Below are 26,257 nucleotides of genomic sequence, written 5' to 3' on the forward strand. Positions count from 1 at the left end.
TCAGGCGTCGCGCAGAACGTCGAGAAAGGCTGTGCCAAAACGCTCAATCTTTGCCGGGCCAAGCTCCCCCACCCGGTCGAGATCGGAGAGGGTGGAGGGGCGTGCTTCGGCGATGCGGCGCAGGATGCCGGGCGACAGGCTGAGCGGTTTGCCGGTGCCATCCTCACCGCGCAACAGCGTCAGCTGCACCTCGGCCAGACGGTCGTAGATCGGGCCGGAGGGCCTGCCCGCAAGGCGTTGGCGGGCGGGGTGCAGCGACTCTGCCGCGCCATTGATGACGGCAAGAAAGGCCGCGCCATAGCTTTCCAGCTTTTTCGCACCAACCCCGGTGACGCCTGCCATGTCATCCAGCGTGGCGGGCTTGCGTTCGGCCATCTCGATCAGGGTGCGGTCGGGGAAGACGACGTAGGCGGGGACGCCCTGCGCCTCGGCCAGCGCGCGGCGTTTGGCTTTGAGCGCGGACAACAGCGGCGCATCTTCGTCCGAAACCAAGGTCTTGACGGCCACGCGCGGGATGGCCGAGGTGATGGTATCGCGGCGCAGCGAAATGCTCGCCTCGCCGCGCAGGATCGGGCGGGCCGCCTCGGTCATCCTCAGCGCGCCAAAGCGGTCGGGGTCGGGGCGCACCAGATCGCGGCCCATCATCTGGCGGAACACGGCCCCCCAGGCCGGTTTGGTCAGGTCGCGACCCACGGCAAAGGTGGGCAGCTGATCATGGCCCTTTTCGCGGACCTTGGCGGTGGCATTGCCGGTCAGGATGTCGATCAGATGGCCCGCGCCGAACCATTCGCCGGTGCGCAGGATGGCGGACAGCGCCTTGCGCACGGATTCGGTGGCATCAAACACCTCCACCGGACGGTCGCAGAGGTCACAATTGCCGCAAGGAGTGGAGGTTTCGCCAAAATAGCCCAGCAGCACCTGACGGCGGCAGGCTGTCGCCTCGGCCAGCCCGAGCAGGGCGTTGAGCCGGCCATGGTCGGCGGCCTTGCGGTCGGGGGGGGCGGCGCCTTCGTCAATCTGGGTGCGGCGCAGGCGGATATCGTCGGGGCCATAGAGGGTGAGGGTTTCGGCGGCGGCACCATCGCGCCCGGCGCGACCGATTTCCTGATAATAGCCCTCGATCGACTTCGGCAGATCGGCATGGGCGACCCAGCGGATATCGGGTTTGTCGATGCCCATGCCAAAGGCGATGGTGGCGACGACGATCAACCCGTCTTCTTGCTGAAAACGGATTTCCACCCGCCTGCGCTCCTCCGCCTCCATCCCGCCGTGGTAGTGGCAGGCGGAATGACCGGCTTCGCGCAGGGCTTGGGCCAGCACCTCGGTCCGGGCGCGGGAGGCGGTGTAGACGATGCCGGACTGGCCCTTGCGGGCAGCGGCAAAGCGCAGGATCTGGTCGCGGGGTTTGTCCTTGACCGCAAAGGCAAGGTGGATGTTGGGGCGGTCAAAGCCGCGCAGAAAGGTTTCGGGCTGGGTGCCATCGAACAGCCGGGTGACAATCTCGGCGCGGGTTTCCTCATCCGCGGTGGCGGTAAAGGCCGCCAGTGGCACGTTGAGCGCGCGGCGCAGTTCGCCGATACGCAGGTAATCGGGGCGGAAGTCGTGGCCCCATTGCGACACGCAATGCGCCTCATCCACGGCAATCATCGTGACATTGGCGCGGCGCAACAGCCCCATTGCGCCACCGGAGGCGAGGCGCTCGGGCGCCATGTAAAGAAGTTTCAACCGGCCATCGTCAATCGCGGCAAACACATCCTCGGTTTCCTGATCGGTGTTGCCCGAGGTCAGCGCCCCGGCCTCCACCCCCGCCGCCTTCAGCGCGCGGACCTGATCGCGCATCAGCGCAATCAGCGGCGAGATGACGACGGTGATGCCCTCCCGGCACAGCGCGGGCAGCTGAAAGCACAGCGACTTGCCGCCTCCCGTGGGCATGATGGCAAGCGTGTTGCGGCCCGCCAGCACGGCTTGCACAATCTCTTCCTGTCCCGGGCGAAAGCCGGGAAAGCCGAAGATCTGCTGCAAGAGCTGGTGGGGGTCGTGCATGAAACGCGGGCGGCTTTCAGAGGAACAGGGCGGCGTTGTTGATCAGAATGATGCGCAGCGCGTAGACCCCGAGCAGAACCACCAGCGGCGCCAGATCCAGCCCGCCGAGATTGGGCAGCACCGAGCGGACGCGGGAATACACCGGGTCCAGCAGGCGATTGATGCCATCCCAGATCTGGGCCACAAGCGGCTGGCGCAGGTTGAGCACCTGAAAATTGATCAGCCAGCTCATGATGATATGGGCGATGATGATCCATTGCACGATGTCGAGGATCAGCAGCAGGATTTGCAGAACCGAGGTCATTCGGGGCCTCCAGAAGCCATGGATGTGGTGGTGCCGCAGGTTGGCACAAGCTGTTGTGGCAGTGGTATCAACCGGCCCCCCAAAGGGCAACCGCCTTCCGCTGCGTCTGACTTGACGTTCGGGTAAGGGCGGGGCAGGGGAGAGGGGTTCGAAACCGATAGGCCGCGCATGTACCCTTATGCCCGAATGTTCAAGGAATTGTTCAAATTCCGCAACGCGCCAAAGCTGGGGCTTTTTGACACGCATGTCAGCCATCACATCTGCTGGCCCTGGGATATCGACCCGTGGATGGAGCTGAACAATGGCCGCACGCTGACGCTGTATGATCTGGGGCGGATTCCGCTGGGGCAGCGGATGGGGCTGCACAAGGTGCTGAAGGCGCGCGGCTGGGGGCTGGCGGTGGCGGGCAACACCACGCGCTATCGCAAGCGGGTCAAGATGTTTCACCGGCTGGAGATGCGGACGCGGATCATCGGTTGGGACGCGCGGTTCCTGTATATCGAGCAGTCGATGTGGCGGCGTGGCGAGTGCACCTCGCATATCCTGATCCGGTCAGCGGTGACCGGGGCAGGCGAGCGCGGCAAGGGCGGCATTGTGCCCCCGGCCGAGATGGCGCGGGCGTTCGGGCTGTCGCCCGAAAGCCCGGCCCTGCCGGACTGGGTGACCGCCTGGGTTGCGGCGGATGCGCAGCGGCCCTGGCCGCCGATGCAATAGCCCCCGCCCCGGCCACAGGCCCGTCTTGCGCCCGTCATCCTTTTCGGGCTTGATCCCGCCAAAGCCCACAAGGGCCAGCGGGGGACTGAAATGACGGCGGCAAGCAAACGGATCTGGGGCTGGTACTTTTTTGATTGGGCCAGTCAGCCCTACAACACCTTATTGCTGACCTTCATTTTCGGGCCCTATGTGGTGTCGGTGATCGGTGATGGATCGGCCGCGCAGGCGATCTGGGGCTATGGGATCGGCACGGCGGGGCTGATCATTGCAGTACTGTCGCCGCTGCTGGGGGCGGTGGCCGACAAGTCAGGCGGGCGGATGGTGTTCATCTGGCTGTTTTCCGCGCTCTATGTGCTTGGCGCGTGGATGCTGTGGTTTTCCGCACCTGCTGATTTCAATGTCTGGTTCGTGATGCTGTTCTTTTGCATCGGCCTGATCGGGATGGAGTTTGCCACAACCTTCACCAATGCCATGCTGCCTGACCTTTGCCCGCGCGCGGATCTGGGCCGGGTGTCGGGCAATGGCTGGGCCTTTGGCTACCTGGGCGGGATTGTCGCGCTGATCATCATGTTGTTGTTGCTGGCCGAAGGTGCGTCCGGGCGGACCTTACTGGGCATATCGCCGATCTTCGGACTGGACCCGGAGACGCGCGAAGGCACGCGGTCGGTCGGGCCGCTGGTGGCGATCTGGTATGCGGTGTTCATGATCCCGTTTTTCCTATGGGTGAAGGAGCCGCGCAAACCGGATGCGATGGGCATCCGGCAAGCCTTGCGCGCCGCCTGGCCGGAGCTGAAATCGACGCTGGCGCGTCTGCCACGGCAGCGCAGCCTGTTTGCCTATCTGGGCGCGTCGATGTTTTACCGCGATGCGCTGAACGGCATGTATGTGTTTGGCGGTATCTATGCGGCGGGGGTGCTGGGCTGGTCGGTGACCAATGTGGGGATTTTCGGCATAATCGCCGCGCTGACCGGGGCGATCTTTGCGTGGCTCGGCGGCGAGATGGACAGCCGGATGGGGCCAAAGCCGGTCATCATCCTGAACGTGGTGGTGCTGACTCTGGTCGCGGTTGCGGTGGTGTTTGTCAGCCGGGACAGCGTGCTTGGGGTGCCGGTCGGGCCGGACAGCATCTTGCCCGATGTGGGGTTTTATATCCTTGGCGCGCTGATCGGCGCGGGCGGCGGGTCGCTGCAATCGTCGAGCCGCACGATGATGGTGCGGCAGGCAGAGCCGGGGCGGATGACCGAAGCGTTCGGATTGTATGCGCTGGCGGGCAAGGCCACGTCGTTTATTGCGCCTTTGTCGATCGGGGTGGTGACCGATCTGACCGGCAGCCAACAACTTGGCGTGACCCCGTTGATCGTGCTGTTCCTGATCGGGTTGTTCCTGCTATTCTGGGTGAAACCGGAGGGAGAGTACGCATGATCCGACCCCTGATACTGGCGGCGGCCTTGTGCTTGCCGGGCATGGCGCAGGCGCAGCAGCTGGCCAATCAGTTGTTTGGCGCGCATGCCGCCCCCAGCCAGCAAAAGCCGATGCCGGTGGGGTCTTATGCCAAGGGCTGTGCGGCTGGGTTGGTGGAATTGCCGGAAACCGGGCCAAGCTGGCAGGCGATGCGTCTGTCGCGGGGCCGGAATTTCGGCCACCCGGAGATGATCAATTTTCTGGTTGATCTGAGCCGGACAGCACAGCAGATTGGCTGGGCGGGGCTGTATATCGGTGACATCAGCCAGCCACGCGGTGGGCCGATGACCAGCGGCCACGCCAGCCATCAGATCGGGCTGGATGCGGATATCTGGCAATTGCCGCCTGACCGGCTGAACCTGACCCGGCGCGAGCGCGAAAACATCTCGTCGATCCCGGTGCGCTCGGCCAACCAGAAATCGGTGACCCGGAACTGGACGGCGCGCCATCAGGCGGTGATGCGGGCGGCAGCGCTCGACCCGCGCGTGGACCGGATCTTTGTCGCGGCGGCCGTCAAGATCGAGATGTGCAAGACGGCAAAGCGCGCCGACACCAAATGGCTGCAAAAGATCCGCCCGGTGGCGGGGCATGACACCCATTTCCATGTGCGGCTGAAATGCCCCAAGGGCGCGCGGCTGTGCGAAACCCAGACCCCGACTGTGAACGAGCTGTCAAAGGGCGGCAACGGCTGTGACGAGACGCTGAACTGGTGGGTGACCGACTATCTGAATCCGCCCAAGAGCACGACGAAAAAACCTGTTGACCCGGATGTGCCGCGCGCGCGCCATCCGCGCCAGTTCACCATGGCGGATCTGCCCAATCAATGCCAAGACGTTCTCGCCTCGCGGTAATCGCGGCGGCGCTGGTGGTTGCCCTCGGGCTGCAAGGAAGCGCTGACCCCAACCCGCCCCCGGGGTTTCTCGGGGCATTTCGCTGGTCGATGACCGATGCACGCTTTGGCGGCTTTTCGGCGATTGACCTGTCGGCGGATGGCAGCCGTTTTATCGCGCTGAATGATCGCGGGGCTTTTGTGCAGGGGCAACTGCGCCGGACGGCGGAGGGAATAATCGCGGCGGTGGAGGCGGGTCCGGTGACGCGGTTGAAGTCGAACACCGACACCCCGCTCGCCCCCGGACGCAATGACAGCGAGGGCATTGCCGTGGCGGCGGACGGGACCACCTATGTCTCGTTCGAGGGCGTTACACGCGTGCTGCGCTACCGTGACATTCATGGTCAGGCCGAAAACCTGCCGACCCCGCCCGAATTTGCACGGTTTCCGCATAATGCGTCGCTGGAGTCGCTGGCGATTGACGCGCAGGGGGTGCTCTACACCATTCCCGAAGAAGTGACCTATGCCAAACCGATCCGGCTGCTGACCGGGCAAAAGCCAAACATCGAAGGACGGGATTTTCCGGTCTGGCGCTTTGCGGCGGGGAAATGGACGCAGCCGTTTGATCTGCCGCGCGAGGGTGGCTTCTTGCCGGTGTCGGCTGATTTCGGGCCGGACGGGCGGCTGTATGTGCTGGAGCGGTCGTTTCACGGTATTGCCGGCTTTGCCAGCCGGGTGCGGTCGTTCCGGGTGGCGGCAAAGGGCCTGACCGACCCGCGGGTGGATCTGCAGACATCGACCGGGCAGCATGGCAACCTGGAGGGGATGTCGGTCTGGCGAGACGACAGTGGGGCGATCCGGCTGACGATGGTTTCGGATGACAACTTCCTGTCGCTCCTGCGCACCGAGATTGTGGAATACCGGCTGGCGGATTGACAGGCCTTGCGGGCTGCATTAGGGCAGCACGTCCCTATTCCATCGGGGGGCAAGTCTCCGCGACCTTGCATAAAAAACGGATCACATGATGCAAAAACTTCTGCCTGGCATTTTTGCCATGGCCGCGACTGTCGTGGCCTCTAATATTCTGGTGCAGTTTCTGTTCGGCCAATGGCTGACCTGGGGTGCCTTTACCTATCCGCTTGCCTTTCTGGTGACAGACCTGACCAACCGGCTGTATGGCGCACAGGCCGCGCGGCGGGTGGTGTTTGTGGGCTTTGCCGTCGGGGTCGCCTGTTCGCTGATCGGCACGCAGATCATGGGCGAGTTTGGCCCGCTGGTGACCTGGCGGATTGCCATCGGCTCGGGGGTGGCGTTTCTGACCGCGCAGCTGCTGGACGTGGCGGTGTTTGACCGCTTTCGTGGTGGTGTATGGTGGCGCGCGCCACTGGTGTCGACGCTGATCGGGTCGTCGCTCGACACGGCGCTGTTCTTTTCGATTGCCTTCTCGACTCCGCTGGCCGGACTGGAACCGGGCAATGACGTATCCTGGGCCAATGAGGTTCTGCCGCTGTTGGGTCTTGGCCCTGCGGCACCGCTGTGGGTGTCAATGGCCGTTGCCGACTGGGGGGTAAAGCTTTTGCTCGCTTTGGCGGCACTTTTGCCTTTCCGCCTCATTGTCAGAAAAATGAACGCACCGATTGCGTAAAAGGGTTTGACAGGCACAAAATCTGTGTCAGGCTACCCCTATCGGCAACACATTTGAAAGGAGGTGATCCAGTGTCTAGAGTGATATTGGAGATACGTGTCGGGACAGTCATGGGGGGTGTTTTCTAGGGGCAACCCCTTAGTCAACGAACCTTTGATTGGGACAGGTTACCTAACTGGCCCATCTCCTTGAACTCGGAAAGGGTCGCCGCACACCGGCGATCCTTTCTCGTTTTGACGCAGTTGCACGTGTTTCAGCGGTGTCAAATTGAGCGTGCAGAGCGCACACGCTTTATATCTCGTTGGTGCCTGCGCGCCGCCTCGATGTGCGCCTCCGGCGGGGATATTTTCAGACAGAAAATGATCGGGCTTTCGCTGCAGCGGGCCTTTGCTATGGTACGGGCATGTTGAGGATCACAGATACAGTATCGCTGGCCGATTGGGAGCTGAGCGAGAGCTTTACCCGGTCGCAAGGGCCGGGGGGGCAGAATGTCAACAAGGTCGAGACGGCGGTGGAGCTGCGGTTCGAGGCTGAGCGCTCGCCGCATCTGTCGGGCCCGGTCAAGGCGCGGCTGAAAAAGCTGGCCGGGCGGCGCTGGACGCTGGATGGGGCGATTGTGATCCGGGCTGAGGAGACGCGCAGCCAGACCCGCAACCGCGAGCTGGCACGCGAGCGGCTGGTGGAGATGATCAAGGCGGCGCTGGTGGCACCCAAGCGGCGGGTGGCAACCAAGCCGACCTATGGCAGCACCCTGCGGCGGCTGAAGGCCAAGGCGGTGCGCGGCGACGTAAAGGCCGGCCGCGGCCGGGTGGAGGGTGAGGATGGCTGAGACCTTTGAAGCCCGGCGGGCCCGGCTGATGGGGCCGAATGTGCCAACCTTTTATCGCAACCCGGTGCATATTGTGCGCGGGCAGGGGGTGTGCCTGTGGGATGCGGCGGGCAAGCGCTATCTGGATTGCTACAACAACGTGGCCCATGTCGGCCATTGTCATCCGCGCGTGGTCGAGGCGATTGCGGCTCAGGCGGCGGTGCTGAACACCCACACCCGCTATCATCATGATCTGGTGCTGGATTACATCGAACGGCTGACGGCCACGCTGGGGCATGGGATTTCGCAGGCGATCATGGTGTGTACCGGGTCGGAGGCGAATGATCTGGCCTTGCGGATGGCACAGGCGGCGACCGGCAAGACCGGGATCATTGCGACCGACAACACCTATCACGGGAATACGGCAGCGGTGAGCCAGCTTTCCACCCGGCGGCCGCCGATCGGGGGGCGTGCGCCGCATGTGCGGCTGGTGCCATCGCCGGAAACGCTTGCGCCTTTGGGTGGCAGTGCTGAGGCACAGCCTGCGGCGTTTGCAGCGCATGTGGCGCGCGCTATTGACGAGCTGGAGGCGGCGGGGTTTGGCTTTTCCGGGCTGATGCTGTGCCCGGTGTTTGCCAATGAGGGCCTGCCTGCGGTCGGGCCGGGGTTTCTGGACCCCACGGTGGCGGTGGTGCGCCGCGCCGGCGGCTTGATCCTGTGTGATGAGGTGCAGCCGGGGTTTGGTCGGGTGGGCAGCCATTTCTGGGGGCATGACTGGCTGGGTTTTGCGCCGGATGTGGTGACGGTCGGCAAGCCGATGGCGAACGGGCATCCGGTGGCGGCGTGTCTGGCGCGGCCCGATGTGATGGCGGCGTTTCGGGAGGCGTTTGGCTATTTCAATACCTTTGGCGGCAATCCGGTGTCGGCGGCGGCCTGTCTGGCCACATTGGATGTGATCGAGGACGAAGGGTTGCAGGCGCAGGCGGCCGCAACCTCGGCCTATCTGCTGGAGCGGATGCGGGCGCTGCGCCATGGGCGGATCGTGAATGTGCGCGGTGTGGGGATGTTCTTCGGGCTGGAGTTTGGCGGCGACGGCGCGGGGGATTTTGCCGCTGATCTGGTCGAGGACATGGTGGCGCGCGGGTTCCTGTTGAACCGGATCGGGCGCGGCGGGGCGACACTGAAGATCCGCCCGCCGATGGTGTTTGGCCGCGCGGAGGCGGACCTGCTGGCCGATGCGCTGCAGGCCGCGCTGGACGCGGCATGACCGAGGCGGAGGACGCGGCGTGCCGCTGGGGCGGGGTCATCCTGCGCCCGCTGCGGCTGCGCGAAAACGCGGTTTACGAGATTTCGCTGGGTGGGCGCCGCGCCGCGTTGCGGCTGCATCGGCGCGGCTATCAGTCGGCGGAAGCGATCCGGTCGGAGCTGTGGTGGTGCGCAGAGCTGGCGCGGCTGGGGCTGCCGGTGCCTGCGGCTGTGCCGCTGCCGGAGGGTGGGTCTCTCGCGGTGCTGTCGGGCGGGCGCATGGCCTCGGTCGTGGAGTGGGTCGAGGGTGTGCCGCTGGGTGAGGCCGGTGTGCCGCTGGGCGGGACGGTCGCGGATCAGGCGCAGCAGCATCATGCGCTGGGGCAGCTTCTGGCGCGCGTGCACAAGGCGACGGATGGGCTGAGCCTGCCCGGCTGGTTCACCCGCCCCCGCTGGGATCATGATGGGCTGGTGGGCGACGCGCCGTTCTGGGGCCGGTTCTGGGAGCATCCGGCATTAACGGCGACAGAGGCGGGTGTGCTGGCCGATGCGCGGGCGTGGTTGGCATCGCAGCTGGCGGGGCAGAGCGGGGATCTGGGATTGATCCATGCCGATGTACTGCGGGAAAACATCCTTGTGAATGATCATTCACTATCGTTGATCGACTTTGATGACTCCGGGTTTGGCTACCGGATTTATGATCTGGGCACGGTGTTGTCACAGAACCTGTATGAGCCGGGCTATGCCGATATCCGTGCGGCGCTGTGTGAAGGGTATGGGCTGTCCGATGCCGGGCAGGTCGATGCCTTTACGCTGGCGCGCACGCTGGCCTCGGTGGGGTGGTCCGCCCCCCGCCTGCCGCCGGGCGATCCGGTGCATGCCAGCCATATTGCACGCGCGCTGATGTTTGCCCGTCGCTGTCTCGCTTAGGGGGAATCGGTTGTCACTCTGATTGTGAACGGTTAGTCAGCGCGATTGTAACGACAGCGCAACGCTCAGGTGACAGGCGTATGACATGACGGATCAGCCGACCCCGCCGATCAACCAGTGGAAGACACTGGACAAGGATCTGCGCCGTATCGTGCAGCTGGAGCAGGCCCTGCTCTATGTGAGCCGTCCGATGATCGCGCTGAGTCTGGGCATTCTGTTCATTCTGACCTGCGCTGTTGCGGCGATTGTTCTGGCGGGTGGGTCGTCTTCGACCGTCATTCTGGTGACGGCTGCGGCGTTCGGGGCCTATATGGCGCTTAACATCGGGGCCAATGATGTGGCCAACAACATGGGGCCAGCGGTCGGGGCCAATGCGCTGACCATGGGCGGCGCGCTGATCATCGCGGCGGTGTTCGAGACGGCGGGCGCTCTGATTGCCGGGGGTGATGTGGTGTCTACCATCTCGGGCGGAATCGTATCACCCGAGGCTGTGGCGGACCCCGACATTTTCATCTGGGCAATGATGTCGTCGCTGCTGGCGGCGGCCTTGTGGCTGAATCTGGCGACCTGGGTGGGCGCGCCGGTGTCGACCACCCACTCGATTGTGGGCGGTGTGATGGGGGCGGGGATCACAGCCGCAGGCTTTGGCGCGGTGAACTGGCCGACGATGGGGCAGATCGCGGCCAGCTGGGTGATCTCGCCGCTGTTGGGCGGGATGATCGCCGCCCTGTTTCTGGCCTTTATCAAGGCATTCATCAACGATGTGCCGGACAAGATCGGCGCGGCGCGAAAGTGGGTGCCGGTGCTGATCGGGGTGATGGCGGGGGCGTTTTCGGCCTATCTGGCGCTGAAGGGGCTGAAACGGATGATTGATATCAGCCTGATGACCGGCCTTTTGCTGGGGCTGGGGATCGGGGTTTTGACGATGATTGCCACGCGACCGATGGTGCGGCGGCAGTCTGACGGGCTGGAGAACCGCAAGAAATCGCTCAAAAAGCTGTTCGGAATCCCGCTGGTGGTGTCTGCGGCGCTGCTGTCTTTTGCGCATGGGGCCAATGATGTGGCCAATGCGGTCGGACCTTTGGCCGCGATTGCCCATGCGGTGCAGGATGGCGGGGCCGGGGGGCAGGTGACGATTCCGCTGTGGGTGATGATCATCGGCGCGGCCGGCATTTCCTTTGGTCTGGTGCTGTTCGGGCCCAAGCTGATTCGCATGGTAGGGGGTGAGATCACCAAGCTGAACCCGATGCGGGCCTATTGCGTGGCCCTGTCCGCCGCGATCACGGTGATTGTCGCCAGTGCTTTGGGTCTGCCGGTGAGTTCGACCCATATTGCGGTTGGGGCGGTGTTCGGCGTCGGCTTCTACCGTGAATGGCATGCCGAACGCAAAGCGCGGCTGCTGGGGATCGAAAAGGGCAAGCCGGTCGCCCCCGAAGAGCGTGGTCGGCGCAAGCTGGTGCGGCGGGCCCATTTCCTGACCATCGGCGCGGCCTGGGTAATCACGGTGCCCATGGCGGCAATGATGTCTTCCCTGATCTTTATGGCGTTGAGAGCGCTGTCCTGAGCGGTGGCTGTGCGTCAGACCACCACGTCCATCGCGGCCTGTTTGCCGACCTGAAACACCCGTTTGTAGCGGGCGATTTCATCGACAGGGCCCATAGCCTTGTTCGGGTTATCTGACAGCTTGACCGTAGGCCGGCCATTGGCGGCAATCGCCTTGCAGACCACGCTGAACGGGGCCAGCCCGTCATTTGGGGCAAGGCCGCGAAAGTCATTGGTCAGCATGGTGCCCCAGCCGAACGACACCTTGACCCGGCCCGCGAATTGCCCGTGCAGCTCGGCGATCTTGTCGACGTCAAGGCCGTCGGAAAAGATCACCAGCTTTTCGCGCGGATCTTCGCCGCGCGCCCGCCACCAACGGATCGCGGTTTCCGCCCCGGTCGCCGGATCGCCCGAGTCGATCCGGATGCCGGTCCATTTCGCCAGCCATTCCGGCGCGCGGGCGAGGAAACCCTCGGTGCCATAAGTGTCGGGCAGCATGATGCGCAGATTGCCGTCATGCTCTTCGTGCCAGTCGGCCAGCACCTGATAGGGCGCCTGCGCCAGTTCCGCGTCAGAGTTGGTCAGGGCGGAATAGACCATCGGCAACTCGTGCGCATTGGTGCCGATCGCCTCGACCTCACGCCTCATGGCGATCAGGCAGTTGGAGGTGCCGATGAACTTGCCCTCCATGCCTTCGAGCAGGGCCTGCACCGCCCAGTCCTGCCACAGGAAGGAGTGGCGGCGGCGGGTACCGAAATCGGCCAGCTTCAGCCCGTCGATCTGGCGCAGCTTCTCGATCTTTTCCCACAGCTTGGTCATGGCGCGGGCGTAAAGCACCTGCAACTCGAACCGGCCCATGGTGCGCAGCACGGCACGCGAGCGCAGTTCCATCAGCACGGCCAGTGCGGGGATTTCCCACATCATCACCTCGGGCCATTTGCCCTCGAACGTCAGCTCATACTGGCCGTCATGCTTTTCCAGATGATAGGGTGGCAGTTGCAGCCCCTCGAACCACTCCATGAAATCGGGGCGGAACATCTGGCGTTTGCCATAGAACGTGTTGCCGCGCAAAAAGGTGCTTTCGCCGCGCGACAGGCGCAGGGTGCGGATATGATCCAACTGCTCGCGCAATTCGCCTTCGTCGATCAGTTCGGCCAGCCGGATGCTTTTGGTACGGTTGATCAGGCTGAAAGTTACGGTGGTGTCGGGCTTGTTGCGATAGACCGACTGACACATCAGCAGTTTGTAAAAGTCGGTGTCCAGAAGCGAGTGGACGATCGTGTCAACCTTCCACTTGTGATTGTAGACCCGGGTTGCAATATCGACCATCTGCGGCTCCTGCGCGGCGTTTGGGCCGTTAAATCAACTGCGCAGGGCGCTGTCCAGTTCTGTCGGCGGGGATCAGCCCTGCAGCCGGATGCCCGCCGCGTCCATTCTGGCCTGCATCGCGGCAAGACTGCCGTCCATGTCGATGGCGCGGCTCAGGTCCATCCGCACGGTCACCTCATAGCCCAGCCGTGCCGCATCCAGCGCGGAATAGGCGACGCAATAGTCGGTTGCCAGCCCCGCCAGCACCAGTTTCGAGATGCCCCGGTCGCGCAGATAGCCGTCCAGCCCGGTCTGCGTGTTGTGGTCATTCTCGAAAAACGCGGAATAGCTGTCGATAGCGGGGCGAAAGCCTTTGCGGAGGATCAGATCGGCGCGGGAGGTGTCAATCGCGGGGTGAAAGTCGGCCCCGGCGCTGCCCTGTACGCAATGGGTGGGCCACAGCACCTGCGGGCCATAGGGCATTTCGGTCATGCTGAACGGCGCGGCACCGGGATGGTTGGCGGCAAACGAGGCGTGATCGGCGGGATGCCAGTCCTGCGTCAGAACCACCGCGCCGAACTCTGCCATCAGCGCGTTCACACCGGACAGGATCGCATCACCATCGCTTACGGCCAAAGCACCGCCGGGGCAGAAGTCGTTCTGCACGTCGATCACGATCAGGGCGTCGGTTGCTGGGCGCATGGGGGCCTCCGGTTTGCGATTGCCTCAGTGGTAGGGATTGACCGCGCGCTGTCAATCACCGGTCGGCCGCAGCGGCATCCTGACGCTTGATCCGGGCCAAGGCTTGTCTTATGCCGCGCGGATGCTGACCATTGCCGCACTGTATCATTTTACCCGCTTTCCCGATCCGGCCGCCCTGCGTGGGCCGCTGGCGGATCTATGCGCTGCGCAAGGCGTGCGCGGCTCGCTCCTGCTGGCGCAAGAGGGGATCAACGGCACCATTGCCGGATCACGCGCAGGGATAGATGCGGTGCTGGCCCATATCCGCGCGCTGCCGGGGTGTGCCGATCTGGAGTGGAAGGAAAGCCACGCCGAGGCGATGCCCTTTGGCCGGATGAAGGTGCGGCTGAAGCGCGAGATCGTGACGATGGGCGTGCCCGATGTCGACCCGAAGGCGCGGGTCGGCCATTACGTGACGGCGGCGGAGTGGAACGATCTGATCCGGCAGCCCGATGTGGCGGTGATCGACACCCGCAATGATTACGAGGTGGCCATCGGCACCTTTGAAGGCGCCGTTGACCCGGCCACCGCCAGCTTCCGCGAGTTCCCGAAGTGGTGGGAGGAAAACCGCGACCGCTTTCACAACAAACGGGTCGCGATGTTCTGCACCGGCGGTATCCGCTGCGAGAAATCGACCAATTACCTGATCTCGCAGGGGGTGGAAGAGGTGTTCCATCTCAAGGGCGGCATCCTGAAATACCTCGAAGAGGTGCCAGCAGAGCAAAGCCTGTGGCAGGGCGAATGTTATGTGTTCGATTCCCGTGTGTCTGTTGGTCATGGGCTTGTCCCCGGCCAGAACGAAAGCTGCGGCGCGTGCCGCCGCCCCGTCACGCCCGAAGGGCGGGCGCATCCGGCCTATGAAAAGGGCGCATGCTGCGCCGCCTGCGCCGATGAATACACGCCCGAAGACCGCGCGCGGTTCCGAGAACGCCAGCGGCAGATGGACCTCGCCGCCGCCCGGGGCGAGGCGCATCTGGGCGGCTGAATTGCTGCTTTCAAAATACTCCGGGGGGTGAGGGGGGCGGCGCCCCCCTGCGACGCCCGCCAGACGCGCTGCGCTCTGCCGGTCACCCCCCGCCGATCAGCACGCCCGCCGCAAAGACCAGCGCCCCGCCCAGAACCACCTGCATCGCAGCGCGCAGGAAGGGTGTTTCCATGAACTTGTTCTGAATCCAGGCAATCGCCCAAAGCTCGACAAAGACCACGATCATCGCCACAGAGGTTGCGGTCCAGAAATCGGGGATCAGGTAAGGCAGGGCGTGCCCCATGCCGCCGATTGTGGTCATCACGCCTGATGCAACGCCTCGTTTCCACGGGCTGCCGCGACCGGACAGCACGCCATCGTCATGCGCGGCTTCGGTAAAGCCCATCGAGATGCCCGCGCCGACGCTGGCGGCTGTGCCGACCAGAAAGGTAGTCCAGGTGTCCTGCGTGGCAAAGGCGGTGGCGAAGATCGGTGCCAGGGTTGAGACCGAGCCATCCATCAGCCCGGCCAGCCCCGGCTGCACCCAGGTCAGGATGAACTGGCGTTTGGCTGCGCGGTTTTCCTGCTCTGCAGAATCCGGGTCAACATGTTCGGCGGTCAGGGTTTCGGCGCGGGTCTTGTGCCCTGCCTCGGCCGCCGCCAGATCGCCCAGCAGTTTGCGGGTTCCGGCGTCAGAACTGGCCTGTGCAGCACGCAGATAGAACGCTTCGGCCTGTTTCTCCATCGCCTCGGCCTCGGTACGGATCGTATCGAGCGACAGGTTTTCCACCAGCCAGACCGGGCGTCTTGCGTAGAATCCTGCGACATGCTCGCGGCGCAACAGCGGGATCACCTCGCCAAAACGCTGGCGGTGCAGGTCGATCAGGCGGCGGCGGTGGTCGTCTTCCTCTGCCGCCATGCCGTCAAAAACCTTTGCAGTGGCTGCATATGCGCCGCGCAGGCGTTCGGCGTAGCTGCGGTAAATGCGGGCGTCATCCTCTTCGGACGAAATCGCGAGGGCGAGTACCTCTTGTTCGGACAGATCCGAAAATCGGCGGCGATGGGTGAGGGCAGAGAGCATTGGGGAATCTCTATTTTGGAATGATTCTAAAGTAATCTTGCTGGCACGAAATGCAATATCCAAATATGAACCGTAGGGTTCATTTATGGCTTGATTTTGGATACTGATGAGTTCATATAAAGTGAACCAAACAGTTCACTTTCAGGAGTTTGTCATGCGTTCCGCTCTTTTTGCCCTCGCCCTGTCATTGTCAGCCGTGCCCGCTTTTGCCTTTGGCGTGGTTATGGACCTTCCCACCCTGACCTGGCCACAGGACGATCAGACCTCCAGCTCGACAAAGGGATGTGAGATCGCGCCATCGACCCAACCCGCCGTTTGCCAGTAACCTGACCGGATCGGTGGCTTGCCGTTGTGCGCCGACCTGACCTATGGTCGGGAAAACGGGGGGGCTATGGCGGAAGCTGCGGAACAGGGCGTGCGCCGGGGGCGCAAGTTTGATCAGGTGCTGGAAGGCGCCCGCACGATCTTTTTGCGCGACGGGTTTGATGGCGCGTCGGTCGATGACATTGCGCGCGAGGCCGGGGTCAGCAAGGCCACGCTTTACGCGTATTTCCCGGATAAGCAGGTGCTTTTCAGGGAAATCTGCGCGCAGGAATGCCTGCTGCAGGTCGATGATGTCGAGGCAAAAATTGACCCGTCGATGACGGTAGAGGCGATGCTGACCTTGGCCGGAGAGCGGATCGCCGGGTTCATGATGTCAGACTTCGGGCAGAACGCCTTCCGCCTGATCAGCGGCGAAGGTGCGCGTTTCCCCGAGCTGGCGCGCGACTTTTACCGCAACGGGCCCGGGCTGATCCATGACCGGCTGGTGCATCACCTGCATCATCTCGTGCAGAACGGGGCGTTGCAGGTTGACGATCTGGATCTGGCGGCCGAGCAGTTCATTCAGCTGTGCAAGGCATCGCTGTGGGAAAAGCTGCTGTTTCGCATGGATCATCAGGTGACTGAAGACCGTGTCCGCCGGTCGGTGCGCGGCGCGGTCGAGATGTTCATGGCACGTTATGCTGTGCCGCCAAAGGCTTAGCCGTTTTCACGCAGGATGGCCCCGGCCAGATAGAGCGAGCCGCAGATCAGCACGCGGGCCGCTGGTTCTGTGGCAGTGATGGCCCCCAGCGCCTCAGCGACCGAGGCGGCAGCTGTCGCGGGCAGGCTGGCCGAGAGCGCGGCGTCGCGGGTGGCTTCTGCCGGCAGCGTGTTCTTTTCGCCCGGAATAGAGACGGCATAGAGCCGCGTGGCATGGGCGGCCAGCGGGCGCATGTAGCCGGTCACGTCCTTGGTGTTCAGCATGCCGCAGATCAGAAAGGTCGGGCGCTTTGGCATCCGGGCGAGGGTGGCTGCAATCGCCTCTCCCCCTGCCGGGTTATGGCCGCCGTCGAGCCACAGCTCGACCTGCGGGGCGATCTCCACCAGCGGGCCATGGCGCAGGCGCTGCATCCGGGCGGGCCAGACGGCACCGCTGACGGCGGCCTCACAGGCGGCCTCATCCCGGCCAAGGGCGCGCAGGGCGGCGATGGCGGCCCCGGCGTTCTGGATCTGATGCGGGCCGGGCAGGTTGGGCAGCGGCAGATCCAGCAGGCCGGAGTCGTCCTGAAAGATCAGCCGGTTGCGTTCCTCAGCCACGTGCCAATGCTGGCCATAAGCAAGCACCGGCGCGCCCATGCGGGCCGCTTTCGCTTCGATCACTGCCAGCCCTTCGGGGGCTTGCGGGCCAACGATCACCGGCACCCCACGCTTGATGATGCCAGCCTTCTCACCCGCGATTTCCGGCAGGGTCTCGCCCAGGTACTGCTGATGGTCGATGCTGACAGGGGTGATGATCGTCAGGCGCGGGCTGTCGATCACATTCGTCGCATCAAGCCGCCCGCCAAGGCCCACCTCCAGCAAGGTAAAGTCTGCGGGTGTGCGGGCAAAGGCCAGCAGGGCTGCAGCGGTGGTGATTTCGAAAAAGGTGATGGAATCCGGGCCGTTGGCCTGCACGCATTCATCCAGCAGCGCGGTCAGGGCCGGTTCGCTGATCAGATCGCCCGCCAGCCGGATGCGCTCGTGAAACCGTGCCAGATGCGGCGAGGTGTAGGCGTGAACGGTGGCACCCGATGCCTCCAGCCCGGCACGGATCATCGCCTGTGTGCTGCCCTTGCCATTGGTGCCCGCGATATGGATCACCGGGGGCAACTGGCGCTCGGGGTTGCCTAGCGCTGCCAGCAAACGGTGCATGCGGTCCAGGGTCAGGTCGATGACCTTGGGGTGCAAGGTCATCATCCGTTCAAGGATCGCGTCGGAGCCGGTGGTCAAGATCAGCCTGCGGCGGGGGCTGGCGGGGCAGGGACCGGCTCGGGCACAGGGGCCGGGGCGGGCAGGTCGCCTTTGACAGCGGGGGACTGGCCGGTGAGCATGCGCAGGATGGTGATCAGCTCATCCCGCATTTGTTTACGATGCGTCACGCGGTCCAGCATGCCGTGATCCAGCAGATATTCGGCGCGCTGAAAGCCCTCAGGCAGCTTTTCGCGGATGGTCTGTTCAATCACGCGCGGTCCGGCAAAGCAGATCAGCGCGTTGGGTTCCGAGATATGCACATCGCCCAGCATGGCATAAGAGGCGGTAACGCCGCCGGTTGTGGGGTGTGTCAGCACGACGACATAAGGCAGCCGCGCCTCTTTCAGCATCTGCACCGCAACAGTGGTGCGCGGCATCTGCATCAGGGACAAGATCCCCTCCTGCATGCGCGCGCCCCCGGCGGCAGAGAACAGCACCAGCGGACGTTTCAGTTTCACCGCACGTTCGGCGGCGGCCAGAATGGCGTTGCCGACATACATGCCCATGGAGCCAGCCATGAAGCTGAAATCCTGTGCCACGGCGACAATCGGGGTGCGGCCCATCTCACCCTCGGCGACCAGCATCGCCTCTTTCTCGCCGGTCGACTTCTGCGCGGCTTTCAGGCGGTCGGGGTATTTCTTCTGATCCTTGAAGTGGAGCGGGTCCACCACCGGCTCCGGCACTTTGACTTCGGTAAAAATACCAGTGTCAAACAACGCCTTGAACCGGTCACGCGGGCTGATCGCCATGTGGTGATCGCAGTTGGAACAGACGTTGAGATTTTCCGCCAATTCGCGATGGAACAGCATCGTGCCGCACTCAGAGCACTTCGTCCATAGGTTTTCGGGCACTTCCCGGCGGGAGAAGAGCGAGTTGATTTTCGGGCGGACGTAGTTCGAAATCCAGTTCATGCGGGCGGGCCTTTCGGGTGCCGGTCTTTGCATTCAGATAGAGTGGCGGTGCGCGAAATGCAATCGGCAGCGGCGCTACGGGAGCGCAAAGGCGCTTTCAGGCAGGCGCAGGATCAGGTTGGGGTCGGGGCAGATGGACTGCCAGACATCCCACAGGCTGCTGTGGCCAACGCCATAAAAATTGCCGCCGGTCTGGTCCAGCATGTCGGTCATGATCTGGAAATGGACATGCGGAGCCCAGCCGCCGTTTTCGTGCCAGTCGCCGAGATCGGCGATGTGCTGGCCCGCTGTCACCTCTGCGCCGGGGTGCAGCAGGGCGGGCAGGGTGCTCGCAAGATGGCCGTAGAGCGTGTAGAATGGCATGGCTTCGGCCCGGTGTTCCAGAATCAGCGTGTGGCCATAATCCAGCGGGTCGGCGTTGTAGGTCAGGTGCAGGACGCGGCCCTGCAGGGGGGCGTAAAGCGGGGTTCCTGCGGGAGCAAAGACGTCGATGCCGAGATGCCGAGTGCGGCGCTCCGGGCTGATGGCATCGGCGAACTGCGCTGTGCGGTAGACCGAACGATCCTCGCCATAGATGCCGATGCCGTAGGGCACGTCTTGCGCGGCAAACCATGCATCAAAGGCGCGGTCGGAAAACGGTGGCATATCCGGGTGCTCGTCATTGGTCAGCAGCGCGAGGGTGCGGCTGCTGGCGACATCGGGGCGGAACAGGGGGACAAAGGTGAGGTTTTGCAGATGGGCGATGATCTGCGGGGCGGAGGGGATTGCGGGCAGGCCGAGCCCTGCGCGCAGGATGGCGCAGAGCAGGCCCTGATCGGCGGCGCGCAGGCGCGCGGCCACCGGGGCCGAGCTGGCGGCGATCAGGGCGGGCAGGTCTTCGGGCTGTGCGCCGCTGTGGCGCAGCGCGGCGTAGAGGTCGGGCTGGTCGGGAAGCGCGGACATGGCGGCCTACAGAAAACGGGTGAACAGATAGACCGCGCCAAACAGCACGGGCTGGTGGATCAGATAGATCGCAAGGCTGTGTTTGCCCGGCCACAACAGCGCGCGACCGATGCGCCCCGGTTGCCAGCGGCGCAAGCTGTCCCACGCCCCGATACGTGTCATCAGCTTTGCCGTGGCAATGCCAAGCAGCACCGGGCAGAGCCAGGGCAACAGCGGCTCGTAATCCATCATCGGTGGAATCTCGGTCGACAGGCCCAGCCAGACCCAGTGCGGGGCGTTGAACACATCGAAGCGGCCCAGATGCGGCGCGGCAAAGGCCGCAGCGGCCACCGTGACAGTCAGGATCACCGGCGCGCGAAGGAACAAAAGGCCGATCAGGCTGCCTGCGGCAATGGCATGCAGGATGCCCCAGCGGATGAACTGCGCGCCCATGCTGAAATAAGTGGCGGTGGTCACGAGGGCCGCAGCGCCCGCCACCAGAGCAAAACGCCACCAGAACGCGTGCCAGCGGATGCCATTGCCATGGGCGAGCCACAGAGACACTCCGGCCAAGAACAGAAAGCTGGAGGCAATCGCGCGGGCAATCAGCGGCCATGGCCCCTGAAACACGAAACCGGGCGGCAGATGGCCGAACAACATCAGATCAAAGGTGAAATGATATCCCGCCATCGCCACAAGGGCGAGGGTGCGGGCAAGGTCGATGGCATGGATGCGATGTGCGGTCATACCCGGCACAGTAGCCATGCCAGCGGTGGTGGAAAGCCCCCATGCTTTCGCACGTCTGCTGCTTTCGCGGCTTGCCCCCGCTGGTTTCGCCCATTATCCCAATGCCAGCCAGTTAAAGCGGGAGGATGCCCATGTCCACGAACACGCGTTTCGACAAGTCGAAACTTCCCAGCCGTCATGTGACCGAAGGCCCGGCGCGCGCGCCGCACCGGTCATATTTCTATGCCATGGGGATCACCGAGGAAGAGATTCACCAGCCTTGGGTCGGTGTGGCGACCTGCTGGAACGAGGCGGCGCCTTGCAATATCTCGCTGGCCCGTCAGGCGCAGATCGTGAAGCATGGCGTGAAAAAGGGCGGCGGTACCCCGCGCGAGTTCACCACCATTACCGTGACCGATGGCATTGCCATGGGGCATGAGGGGATGCGCTCGTCGCTCGCGTCGCGCGATGCGATTGCCGATACGGTGGAACTGACGATGCGCGGGCATTGCTATGACGCGCTGGTGGGGTTGGCCGGGTGCGACAAGTCGCTGCCGGGGATGATGATGGCGATGGTGCGGCTGAACGTGCCGTCGGTGTTCATCTATGGCGGGTCGATCCTGCCAGGCCGCTACAAGGGCCAGGACATCACCGTGCAGGATATGTTCGAGGCGGTGGGCAAGAATCAGGCCGGCACACTGTCGGCGGCCGAGTTGGAGATCATGGAGCGGGTGGCCTGCCCGTCCAGCGGTGCCTGTGGCGCGCAATATACGGCCAATACGATGGCCTGCGTGTCGGAAGCCATCGGCCTTGCGCTGCTGAACTCGTCAGGCGCGCCTGCGCCTTATGAGTCGCGCGACCAGTATGGCGAGGCGTCTGGCGTCGCCGTGATGAACCTGATCGAAAAGAACATCCGCGCGCGGGATATTGTCACGCGCAAATCGCTGGAGAATGCGGCGCGGGTTGTGGCCTGCACCGGCGGGTCGACCAACGGCGCGCTGCACCTGCCCGCGATTGCGCATGAGGCGGGGATTGATTTCGACCTGTTCGACGTGGCCGACATCATGCGCGACACGCCCTATTTCGTCGATCTGCGTCCGGGCGGCAAATATGTGGCCAAGGATCTGTATGAGGTCGGCGGCGTGCCGGTGGTGATGAAAGAGCTGATGAAGCTGGGCCTGATGCACGAAGACTGCATCACCGCCAGCGGCAAGACCATCGGCGAGTCGCTGGATGAGATTGTCGGCGATGCGGATGGCCGGGTGATCTATTCCATCGGCACCCCGATCACCAAGACCGGCGGTGTGGTCGGGCTGAAAGGCAACCTCGCCCCCGATGGCGCGATCGTCAAGGTTGCGGGCATGTCAGAGGCCGAGCAGGTGTTCAGCGGCCCCGCGCGGGTGTTTGAATGCGAGGAAGACGCGTTCGAAGCGGTGAAAAACCGCGCCTATAGCGAAGGCGATGTGATCGTGATCCGCAACGAGGGCCCGGCAGGCGGGCCGGGGATGCGGGAGATGCTGTCGACCACCGCCGCCCTGTCGGGGCAGGGCATGGGCAAAAAGGTGGCGCTGATCACCGATGGCCGGTTCTCGGGGGCCACGCGCGGGTTCTGCGTCGGCCATGTCGGGCCAGAGGCCGCGCATGGCGGGCCGATTGCGCTGCTCAAGACCGGCGATGTGATCACGCTGAACGCTTTGACTGGCGAACTGTCGGTGGCTTTGACCGATGACGAGCTGGCGGCGCGCAAGGCCGAGTGGAAAGGCCCGCGTGAGACGCAATATGCCACCGGGGCGCTGTACAAATACGCCAAACTGGTTGGCGGTGCGCGCTGGGGGGCTGTGACCCATCCGGGGGCCAAGGCGGAGAAGCATGTCTATATGGACCAGTAAGCTGGTTCTGGCGCGGGCACTGCTGCTGGGGCTGGTTATCGGCCAGCCCCTGTCAGCATATGCCGAGACGGCCCTGCCAAAAACGGTGGTGCTGCGCGCGCAGGATGTGACGGTGCAGGGTCCGGCGGGCTATTGCCCGGACCCTGCAACGCTGAAACAGGCTGACGGCGCGGTGGCGGTTCTGCTGGGGCGCTGCACGGATCAGGCGGCAGCGGTGCCTGCGGTGATTTCTGTCACCTTTGGCCGGCCGGGAAGCGGGGCCGCGATGGCGGCAGGCGGGCAGGAGATGGCGGCGTTTTTCGCCTCTGACGCCGGGCGCAAATCGCTGAGCAAGCGCGGACGTGCGGCGGATGTGTCGGTGACATCGGCTCTGAGTGTGGGGGATCTGTTCCTGTTCCGCGTGTCGGACCGGGGCGAAGGGGTCTATTGGCGCGGAATGACAGCGATGAAGGGCCGCACGGTCAGCGTCAAGGTCTCGGGCCCTGATCTGGACGAGGCCGAGAGCCGCAAGCTGGTGGAAAGCACCGCAAAAGCGCTGCGCCGGGCCAATCGCTGAGGCGAAAGGCCGTGGCTGCGCGATCTTTCTGCAATCGCTGTGGAGTCTTAAGATTTTTCCGGCAATAAAGGGAATCGTTTCCTCGTCGTGAACAATCGACGCTGAGTACCGGGTAGAGTTGCGGAAAAGCATATGGCAGGCAGGTTTGATGCGTTTCTTGATCGGGTGTTGCAACGTCGGGTGCAGCGCCGCTGGGGCGCATTGGCCGAGCGTGCAACCAGTCTGGATCTGGAAACCCTGAGCGCGGTGCGCGGGCGGGCGCGGTCGATCCGCCGGCAGCTGGACCGGGTGATCCATGAGGCGGACCATCGCCTTGCGTTGCCGGTGATCGGGTCAAACGCCATGCGCCGCCCGCTGGGCACCGACTGGTCGTGGCGGCCAATGCTGTGGCGCGGGCCGATTCCGGTGCCGGGGTTTTCGTCGGTACCGGGGCGGGCGCTGGTCTGCGACGGGGCGACGGTGTTTCACGATTGCCGCCATAGTGAGCTGACCGTGCGCCAGATCCGCAACACGCGGCAGTCTGACCTTGCGCCGTTTGGCTTTCGGATGGACGTGTTCCGCTTTGACGGCTCGTTCCTGAGTCTGGTGATGGACCTGCCGCCCGAGGCGGCGGCGGGGCTGAAGCTGCGGCATCTGATCCGGCTGGATGTGATCGTCGAGATGGAAAAACCGCTGGAGATTTTCGCCCGGCTCAACATCAAGCATGGGCCGAATGTTGAACAAATCGTGCGCGAACTGCCGCTGGGGGATGAAGAGGTGATGGTCGAATTCGATCTTGCCTACAGCAAGATCAACGAAAAGCGGGTCGAACGGCTGTGGGTGGATCTGATCTTTGAAGGGCCGGAGATGAACCAGATCATCCTGCGGGATGTGACGTTCAGCCGCCGCCCCCGGGCCGAGCTGTAAGCGCTGAATTGTGAGGCAGAGATGATCGAGAAACGGCTGACCAAAACCCGCATCCGCGCCGGACTCTGGGAAGGCGTGCTGAGCGGCATCGACACCCCGCCGCAGCTGGAGGTGCTGTTGCTGGAGCGCCCCATTGCCGGGGTGGTGGCCGAGCCTGTCGCAGGCCGGGCCGGCGAATGGGCAGTGCGGGTGCCGATTCCGGCGGATGTGCTGTCTGAGGGGGTGCAGACCTTTCTGATCCGTGAGGCGGGCAGCGATGAGACGCTGGCGCATTTCACCATCATCACCGGGGTCGCGATGGAAGATGACATGCGCGCCGAGGTCGATTTGTTGCGGCAGGAGCTGGACATGCTCAAACGCGCGTTCCGGCGGCATTGTCTGGAAACGGTGGGGTAGGGGGCGCAAGTGCTGCCCTGCGGGTGATTTCTGCCCCGGCGTGATCTGATGGAGCGGGCTGTCGCCCGCAAGCGATGTGTCGGGCCGCGGCTTGCGCCGCGATCCCTCCCGGTGAGGGGGCGTTCCGCCCCCGTCGCGCAACGGGCGCGACTCTGGCTAAGGATATTTGCCGCCTGAGCAGAGGCAGTGGTTGCGTCTTTGGGGCGGGCGTGAAACGCTTTGATCAATGTTGTCATGAAAGCCGGTGCATGCTGCCGATCCTTTTGAAAACCTTGCCGTTCTTTGCCCTGATCGGGCTGGGCTATCTGGCTGGGCGCACACGGTTTTTCGGGACTGAGGCGACGGCGGCGCTGACGAAGTTCGTGTTCTATTTCGCGCTGTCGGCGATGCTGTTCGGTTTTGCGGCCAATCTGTCCCTTGGCGAGATATTTAACTGGACCTTTGTGTTCGCCTATCTGTCGGCCTCGGTCGTGGTCTATCTGCTGGCCACCGGGGTGGCGCTGTGGCGCGGCGTTTCGGTGGAGGAAGCGGCGGTCGAGGCGCAATGCGCGGTGATCGGCAATGTCGGCTTCCTTGGCGTGCCGATGCTGGTCTTGCTGTTGGGGGCTGCGGCGGCGGGGCCTGTGCTTTTGGTGCTGGCGGTGGATCTGATCGTGTTTTCATCGGTGATTACGCTGGTGATCACGGCGCGGCGCGAAGGGCGGATGAGTCTGGGGATCTTCCGGGTGCTGGGCTTGGGGCTATTGAAAAACCCGATGATCGTGTCGATCGTGCTGGGGCTGGCCTGGGGTGCGACCGGCTGGGCGGTGCCGGGGCCGGTCAATGAGTTCATGACCACGCTGGGCGCTGCGGCCACGCCGGGGGCGCTGTTTGCCATCGGCGCGTCGCTGGCGGGGCGGAGTGCCGAGCGGGTGCAGGTGGCGGCCTGGCTGGCGGGCGCCAAGCTGGTGCTGCATCCGGCGGCTGTGGCTGTGGCGGCTCTGGTGATTTTCCCGGTGGAGCGCTATGCGGCGGGGGTGATGATTGCCGCCGCCGCCCTGCCGGTAGCGGGTAATGTCTATATTCTGGCCGCGCATTTCGGCGTGGCCCCACAACGGGTTTCGACGGCGATCCTGCTGTCTACGGCGGCCTCTGTGCTGACGGTGACGGCGGTGATTGCCTTGGTGAATGGAGGGGCGTGATGAAGACGGTATCAGAAAACAGGGCTTTTGGCGGCGTGCAGGGGGTGTATTCCCATGCCTCAACGGCGACAGGCGGCGAGATGACCTTTGGTCTGTTTCTGCCAGAAGGGGCCGAGGATGGGCCGGTGCCGCTGGTGTGGTTTCTGTCGGGTCTGACCTGCACGCATGAGAATGCGATGGTGAAATCCAACGCACAGCGCTGGGCCGCCGAGGCCGGGGTCGCGGTGGTGTTTCCCGATACGTCGCCGCGTGGCGAGGGGGTGGCGAATGATGCCGCCTTTGATCTGGGGCAGGGGGCGGGCTTTTACGTCAACGCCACGCAAAAGCCCTGGGCCCCGCATTTCCGGATGTGGGACTATGTGACGGATGAACTGCCGCGCCTGCTGTTCAACGCCTTTCCGCTGGCCGAAGAAGCGCAGGCGATCACCAGGCATTCGATGGGCGGGCATGGCGCGCTGACCATCGCGATGAGCTTTCCGGGGCGGTTCAAATCGGTGTCGGCCTTTGCGCCGATCTGTCACCCGACTGCCAGCGACTGGGGCCGCAAGCAGTTTGCGGCTTACCTTGGCAAGGATGAAAGCACCTGGGCCGGGCATGATGCCACGCTTCTGATGCGCAAGCGTGGGTTTGACGGGCCGATACTGGTGGATCAGGGCAGCTCTGACCAGTTTGTCGATCTGCTGAAGCCGGAAGCCTTGGCAGAGGCGATGGCGGCGCGGCGGCAGGGCGGTGCGGTTCGGCTGCAAAAGGGCTATGATCACAGCTATTTCTTTGTCTCCACCTTCATGGAAGAGCACATCGGCTTTCATGCGAAAGCGCTGTATGGCTGAGCGCAGGGCTGTT

Annotated in this window: 27 protein-coding genes; 18 read left to right on the forward strand and 9 right to left on the reverse strand. The window is 64.0% G+C overall.

Features of this window, described 5'->3' with window-relative positions:
- Both recQ and D1012_RS04450 read right to left on the reverse strand, forming a co-directional pair.
- Positions 1-2,043, reverse strand: coding sequence for a DNA helicase RecQ (gene recQ, locus D1012_RS04445; RefSeq protein WP_118150153.1), 2,043 nt, complete (start codon positions 2,041-2,043; stop codon positions 1-3).
- Positions 2,044-2,059: 16 nt separating this feature from the next.
- The gene (locus tag D1012_RS04450; RefSeq protein ID WP_118150154.1) at positions 2,060-2,347 is read right to left on the reverse strand and encodes a YggT family protein; all 288 of its coding nucleotides are present in this window, start codon (positions 2,345-2,347) and stop codon (positions 2,060-2,062) included.
- A gap of 168 nt (positions 2,348-2,515) precedes the next feature.
- On the opposite strand from D1012_RS04450, the gene D1012_RS04455 reads away from it, so the two are divergent.
- From D1012_RS04455 to D1012_RS04495, 9 genes are all read left to right on the forward strand, one after another.
- A complete protein-coding gene (locus D1012_RS04455; protein WP_118150155.1) occupies positions 2,516-3,061 on the forward strand; it encodes an acyl-CoA thioesterase in 546 nt (181 codons plus the stop codon).
- Between the two features lie 90 nt (positions 3,062-3,151).
- Positions 3,152-4,483 (forward strand): MFS transporter, encoded by a 1,332-nt coding sequence (locus D1012_RS04460; protein ID WP_118150156.1) that lies wholly within the window; start codon positions 3,152-3,154, stop codon positions 4,481-4,483.
- On the forward strand, positions 4,480-5,373 hold the full coding sequence (gene mepA, locus D1012_RS04465) for a penicillin-insensitive murein endopeptidase (RefSeq protein WP_118150157.1): 894 nt from the start codon (positions 4,480-4,482) through the stop codon (positions 5,371-5,373). Before D1012_RS04460 ends, mepA begins: the two co-directional genes overlap by 4 nt.
- Positions 5,346-6,287, forward strand: coding sequence for an esterase-like activity of phytase family protein (locus D1012_RS04470; RefSeq protein WP_118150158.1), 942 nt, complete (start codon positions 5,346-5,348; stop codon positions 6,285-6,287). The genes mepA and D1012_RS04470 overlap by 28 nt, the downstream gene beginning before the upstream one ends.
- Before the next feature lie 85 nt (positions 6,288-6,372).
- A complete protein-coding gene (locus D1012_RS04475) occupies positions 6,373-6,996 on the forward strand; it encodes a queuosine precursor transporter (RefSeq protein ID WP_118150159.1) in 624 nt (207 codons plus the stop codon).
- A 403-nt stretch (positions 6,997-7,399) separates the two neighbouring features.
- On the forward strand, positions 7,400-7,825 hold the full coding sequence (arfB, locus tag D1012_RS04480) for an alternative ribosome rescue aminoacyl-tRNA hydrolase ArfB (RefSeq protein WP_118150160.1): 426 nt from the start codon (positions 7,400-7,402) through the stop codon (positions 7,823-7,825).
- Positions 7,818-9,071, forward strand: a complete 1,254-nt coding sequence (locus D1012_RS04485; protein WP_118150161.1) for an aspartate aminotransferase family protein — start codon at positions 7,818-7,820, stop codon at positions 9,069-9,071. Before arfB ends, D1012_RS04485 begins: the two co-directional genes overlap by 8 nt.
- A complete protein-coding gene (locus D1012_RS04490; RefSeq protein ID WP_118150162.1) occupies positions 9,068-9,979 on the forward strand; it encodes a phosphotransferase enzyme family protein in 912 nt (303 codons plus the stop codon). Before D1012_RS04485 ends, D1012_RS04490 begins: the two co-directional genes overlap by 4 nt.
- 85 nt (positions 9,980-10,064) lie before the next feature.
- Positions 10,065-11,543: an inorganic phosphate transporter gene (locus D1012_RS04495; protein WP_118150163.1), complete on the forward strand. Its 1,479-nt coding sequence runs from the start codon at positions 10,065-10,067 to the stop codon at positions 11,541-11,543.
- A gap of 14 nt (positions 11,544-11,557) precedes the next feature.
- On the opposite strand, the gene pncB is transcribed toward D1012_RS04495, so the two are convergent.
- Together pncB and pncA are read right to left on the reverse strand one after the other, a co-directional pair.
- Positions 11,558-12,850, reverse strand: coding sequence for a nicotinate phosphoribosyltransferase (pncB, locus tag D1012_RS04500; RefSeq protein WP_118150164.1), 1,293 nt, complete (start codon positions 12,848-12,850; stop codon positions 11,558-11,560).
- A gap of 72 nt (positions 12,851-12,922) precedes the next feature.
- On the reverse strand, positions 12,923-13,531 hold the full coding sequence (gene pncA, locus D1012_RS04505) for a bifunctional nicotinamidase/pyrazinamidase (protein ID WP_118150165.1): 609 nt from the start codon (positions 13,529-13,531) through the stop codon (positions 12,923-12,925).
- Between the two features lie 121 nt (positions 13,532-13,652).
- Here pncA and trhO point away from each other — a divergent pair, with 121 nt between their 5' ends.
- Complete coding sequence (trhO, locus tag D1012_RS04510; protein WP_118150551.1) at positions 13,653-14,555, forward strand: oxygen-dependent tRNA uridine(34) hydroxylase TrhO; 903 nt, start codon at positions 13,653-13,655, stop codon at positions 14,553-14,555.
- Between the two features lie 82 nt (positions 14,556-14,637).
- On the opposite strand, the gene mbfA is transcribed toward trhO, so the two are convergent.
- Positions 14,638-15,615: an iron exporter MbfA gene (gene mbfA / locus D1012_RS04515; RefSeq protein WP_118150166.1), complete on the reverse strand. Its 978-nt coding sequence runs from the start codon at positions 15,613-15,615 to the stop codon at positions 14,638-14,640.
- 154 nt (positions 15,616-15,769) lie between these two features.
- On the opposite strand from mbfA, the gene D1012_RS22595 reads away from it, so the two are divergent.
- The gene (locus D1012_RS22595; RefSeq protein WP_158569199.1) at positions 15,770-15,940 is read left to right on the forward strand and encodes a hypothetical protein; all 171 of its coding nucleotides are present in this window, start codon (positions 15,770-15,772) and stop codon (positions 15,938-15,940) included.
- A 66-nt stretch (positions 15,941-16,006) separates the two neighbouring features.
- On the forward strand, positions 16,007-16,639 hold the full coding sequence (locus D1012_RS04525; RefSeq protein WP_118150168.1) for a TetR/AcrR family transcriptional regulator: 633 nt from the start codon (positions 16,007-16,009) through the stop codon (positions 16,637-16,639).
- Here the strand turns inward: D1012_RS04525 and D1012_RS04530 are convergent.
- The 4 genes from D1012_RS04530 to D1012_RS04545 form a co-directional block, all read right to left on the reverse strand.
- Positions 16,636-17,874, reverse strand: a complete 1,239-nt coding sequence (locus D1012_RS04530; protein ID WP_118150552.1) for a bifunctional folylpolyglutamate synthase/dihydrofolate synthase — start codon at positions 17,872-17,874, stop codon at positions 16,636-16,638. The two genes, D1012_RS04525 and D1012_RS04530, sit on opposite strands and share 4 nt — an antisense overlap.
- Positions 17,875-17,909: 35 nt before the next feature.
- Entirely contained in the window at positions 17,910-18,839 is a 930-nt protein-coding gene (accD, locus tag D1012_RS04535; protein WP_118150169.1) for an acetyl-CoA carboxylase, carboxyltransferase subunit beta, read from the reverse strand.
- Positions 18,840-18,914: 75 nt separating this feature from the next.
- On the reverse strand, positions 18,915-19,781 hold the full coding sequence (locus D1012_RS04540; RefSeq protein WP_118150170.1) for a peptidoglycan DD-metalloendopeptidase family protein: 867 nt from the start codon (positions 19,779-19,781) through the stop codon (positions 18,915-18,917).
- A 6-nt stretch (positions 19,782-19,787) separates the two neighbouring features.
- On the reverse strand, positions 19,788-20,507 hold the full coding sequence (locus D1012_RS04545) for an acetyltransferase domain-containing protein (protein ID WP_158569201.1): 720 nt from the start codon (positions 20,505-20,507) through the stop codon (positions 19,788-19,790).
- A 131-nt stretch (positions 20,508-20,638) separates the two neighbouring features.
- Between D1012_RS04545 and ilvD the strand changes: the two genes are divergently transcribed.
- The 6 genes from ilvD to fghA all read left to right on the forward strand — a co-directional run bounded on the left by ilvD (position 20,639) and on the right by fghA (position 26,244).
- Positions 20,639-22,375, forward strand: a complete 1,737-nt coding sequence (ilvD, locus tag D1012_RS04550) for a dihydroxy-acid dehydratase (protein WP_435530900.1) — start codon at positions 20,639-20,641, stop codon at positions 22,373-22,375.
- On the forward strand, positions 22,356-22,931 hold the full coding sequence (locus D1012_RS04555) for a cation transport ATPase (RefSeq protein WP_118150173.1): 576 nt from the start codon (positions 22,356-22,358) through the stop codon (positions 22,929-22,931). Before ilvD ends, D1012_RS04555 begins: the two co-directional genes overlap by 20 nt.
- Before the next feature lie 132 nt (positions 22,932-23,063).
- Positions 23,064-23,837, forward strand: a complete 774-nt coding sequence (locus D1012_RS04560) for a DUF6478 family protein (RefSeq protein ID WP_118150174.1) — start codon at positions 23,064-23,066, stop codon at positions 23,835-23,837.
- Between the two features lie 21 nt (positions 23,838-23,858).
- Positions 23,859-24,233 (forward strand): hypothetical protein, encoded by a 375-nt coding sequence (locus tag D1012_RS04565; RefSeq protein WP_118150175.1) that lies wholly within the window; start codon positions 23,859-23,861, stop codon positions 24,231-24,233.
- Positions 24,234-24,481: 248 nt separating this feature from the next.
- A complete protein-coding gene (locus D1012_RS04570) occupies positions 24,482-25,414 on the forward strand; it encodes an AEC family transporter (RefSeq protein WP_118150176.1) in 933 nt (310 codons plus the stop codon).
- Positions 25,414-26,244, forward strand: a complete 831-nt coding sequence (gene fghA, locus D1012_RS04575; RefSeq protein WP_118150177.1) for an S-formylglutathione hydrolase — start codon at positions 25,414-25,416, stop codon at positions 26,242-26,244. Before D1012_RS04570 ends, fghA begins: the two co-directional genes overlap by 1 nt.
- The last annotated feature ends 13 nt before the right edge of the window (positions 26,245-26,257 follow it).

Origin of the sequence: Pseudotabrizicola alkalilacus, assembly GCF_003443995.1 — a bacterium.
GTDB lineage: Bacteria > Pseudomonadota > Alphaproteobacteria > Rhodobacterales > Rhodobacteraceae > Pseudotabrizicola > Pseudotabrizicola alkalilacus.

Bases quoted from the DNA above. Each gene is read 5' to 3' on its own strand.
- recQ (WP_118150153.1), bottom strand. From the start codon at position 2,043: ATGCACGACCCCCACCAGCTCTTGCAGCAGATCTTCGGCTTTCCCGGC.
- D1012_RS04450 (WP_118150154.1), bottom strand. From the start codon at position 2,347: ATGACCTCGGTTCTGCAAATCCTGCTGCTGATCCTCGACATCGTGCAA.
- D1012_RS04455 (WP_118150155.1), top strand. From the start codon at position 2,516: ATGTACCCTTATGCCCGAATGTTCAAGGAATTGTTCAAATTCCGCAAC.
- D1012_RS04460 (WP_118150156.1), top strand. From the start codon at position 3,152: ATGACGGCGGCAAGCAAACGGATCTGGGGCTGGTACTTTTTTGATTGG.
- mepA (WP_118150157.1), top strand. From the start codon at position 4,480: ATGATCCGACCCCTGATACTGGCGGCGGCCTTGTGCTTGCCGGGCATG.
- D1012_RS04470 (WP_118150158.1), top strand. From the start codon at position 5,346: ATGCCAAGACGTTCTCGCCTCGCGGTAATCGCGGCGGCGCTGGTGGTT.
- D1012_RS04475 (WP_118150159.1), top strand. From the start codon at position 6,373: ATGATGCAAAAACTTCTGCCTGGCATTTTTGCCATGGCCGCGACTGTC.
- arfB (WP_118150160.1), top strand. From the start codon at position 7,400: ATGTTGAGGATCACAGATACAGTATCGCTGGCCGATTGGGAGCTGAGC.
- D1012_RS04485 (WP_118150161.1), top strand. From the start codon at position 7,818: ATGGCTGAGACCTTTGAAGCCCGGCGGGCCCGGCTGATGGGGCCGAAT.
- D1012_RS04490 (WP_118150162.1), top strand. From the start codon at position 9,068: ATGACCGAGGCGGAGGACGCGGCGTGCCGCTGGGGCGGGGTCATCCTG.
- D1012_RS04495 (WP_118150163.1), top strand. From the start codon at position 10,065: ATGACGGATCAGCCGACCCCGCCGATCAACCAGTGGAAGACACTGGAC.
- pncB (WP_118150164.1), bottom strand. From the start codon at position 12,850: ATGGTCGATATTGCAACCCGGGTCTACAATCACAAGTGGAAGGTTGAC.
- pncA (WP_118150165.1), bottom strand. From the start codon at position 13,531: ATGCGCCCAGCAACCGACGCCCTGATCGTGATCGACGTGCAGAACGAC.
- trhO (WP_118150551.1), top strand. From the start codon at position 13,653: ATGCTGACCATTGCCGCACTGTATCATTTTACCCGCTTTCCCGATCCG.
- mbfA (WP_118150166.1), bottom strand. From the start codon at position 15,615: ATGCTCTCTGCCCTCACCCATCGCCGCCGATTTTCGGATCTGTCCGAA.
- D1012_RS22595 (WP_158569199.1), top strand. From the start codon at position 15,770: ATGCGTTCCGCTCTTTTTGCCCTCGCCCTGTCATTGTCAGCCGTGCCC.
- D1012_RS04525 (WP_118150168.1), top strand. From the start codon at position 16,007: ATGGCGGAAGCTGCGGAACAGGGCGTGCGCCGGGGGCGCAAGTTTGAT.
- D1012_RS04530 (WP_118150552.1), bottom strand. From the start codon at position 17,874: ATGATGACCTTGCACCCCAAGGTCATCGACCTGACCCTGGACCGCATG.
- accD (WP_118150169.1), bottom strand. From the start codon at position 18,839: ATGAACTGGATTTCGAACTACGTCCGCCCGAAAATCAACTCGCTCTTC.
- D1012_RS04540 (WP_118150170.1), bottom strand. From the start codon at position 19,781: ATGTCCGCGCTTCCCGACCAGCCCGACCTCTACGCCGCGCTGCGCCAC.
- D1012_RS04545 (WP_158569201.1), bottom strand. From the start codon at position 20,507: ATGACCGCACATCGCATCCATGCCATCGACCTTGCCCGCACCCTCGCC.
- ilvD (WP_435530900.1), top strand. From the start codon at position 20,639: ATGTCCACGAACACGCGTTTCGACAAGTCGAAACTTCCCAGCCGTCAT.
- D1012_RS04555 (WP_118150173.1), top strand. From the start codon at position 22,356: ATGTCTATATGGACCAGTAAGCTGGTTCTGGCGCGGGCACTGCTGCTG.
- D1012_RS04560 (WP_118150174.1), top strand. From the start codon at position 23,064: ATGGCAGGCAGGTTTGATGCGTTTCTTGATCGGGTGTTGCAACGTCGG.
- D1012_RS04565 (WP_118150175.1), top strand. From the start codon at position 23,859: ATGATCGAGAAACGGCTGACCAAAACCCGCATCCGCGCCGGACTCTGG.
- D1012_RS04570 (WP_118150176.1), top strand. From the start codon at position 24,482: ATGCTGCCGATCCTTTTGAAAACCTTGCCGTTCTTTGCCCTGATCGGG.
- fghA (WP_118150177.1), top strand. From the start codon at position 25,414: ATGAAGACGGTATCAGAAAACAGGGCTTTTGGCGGCGTGCAGGGGGTG.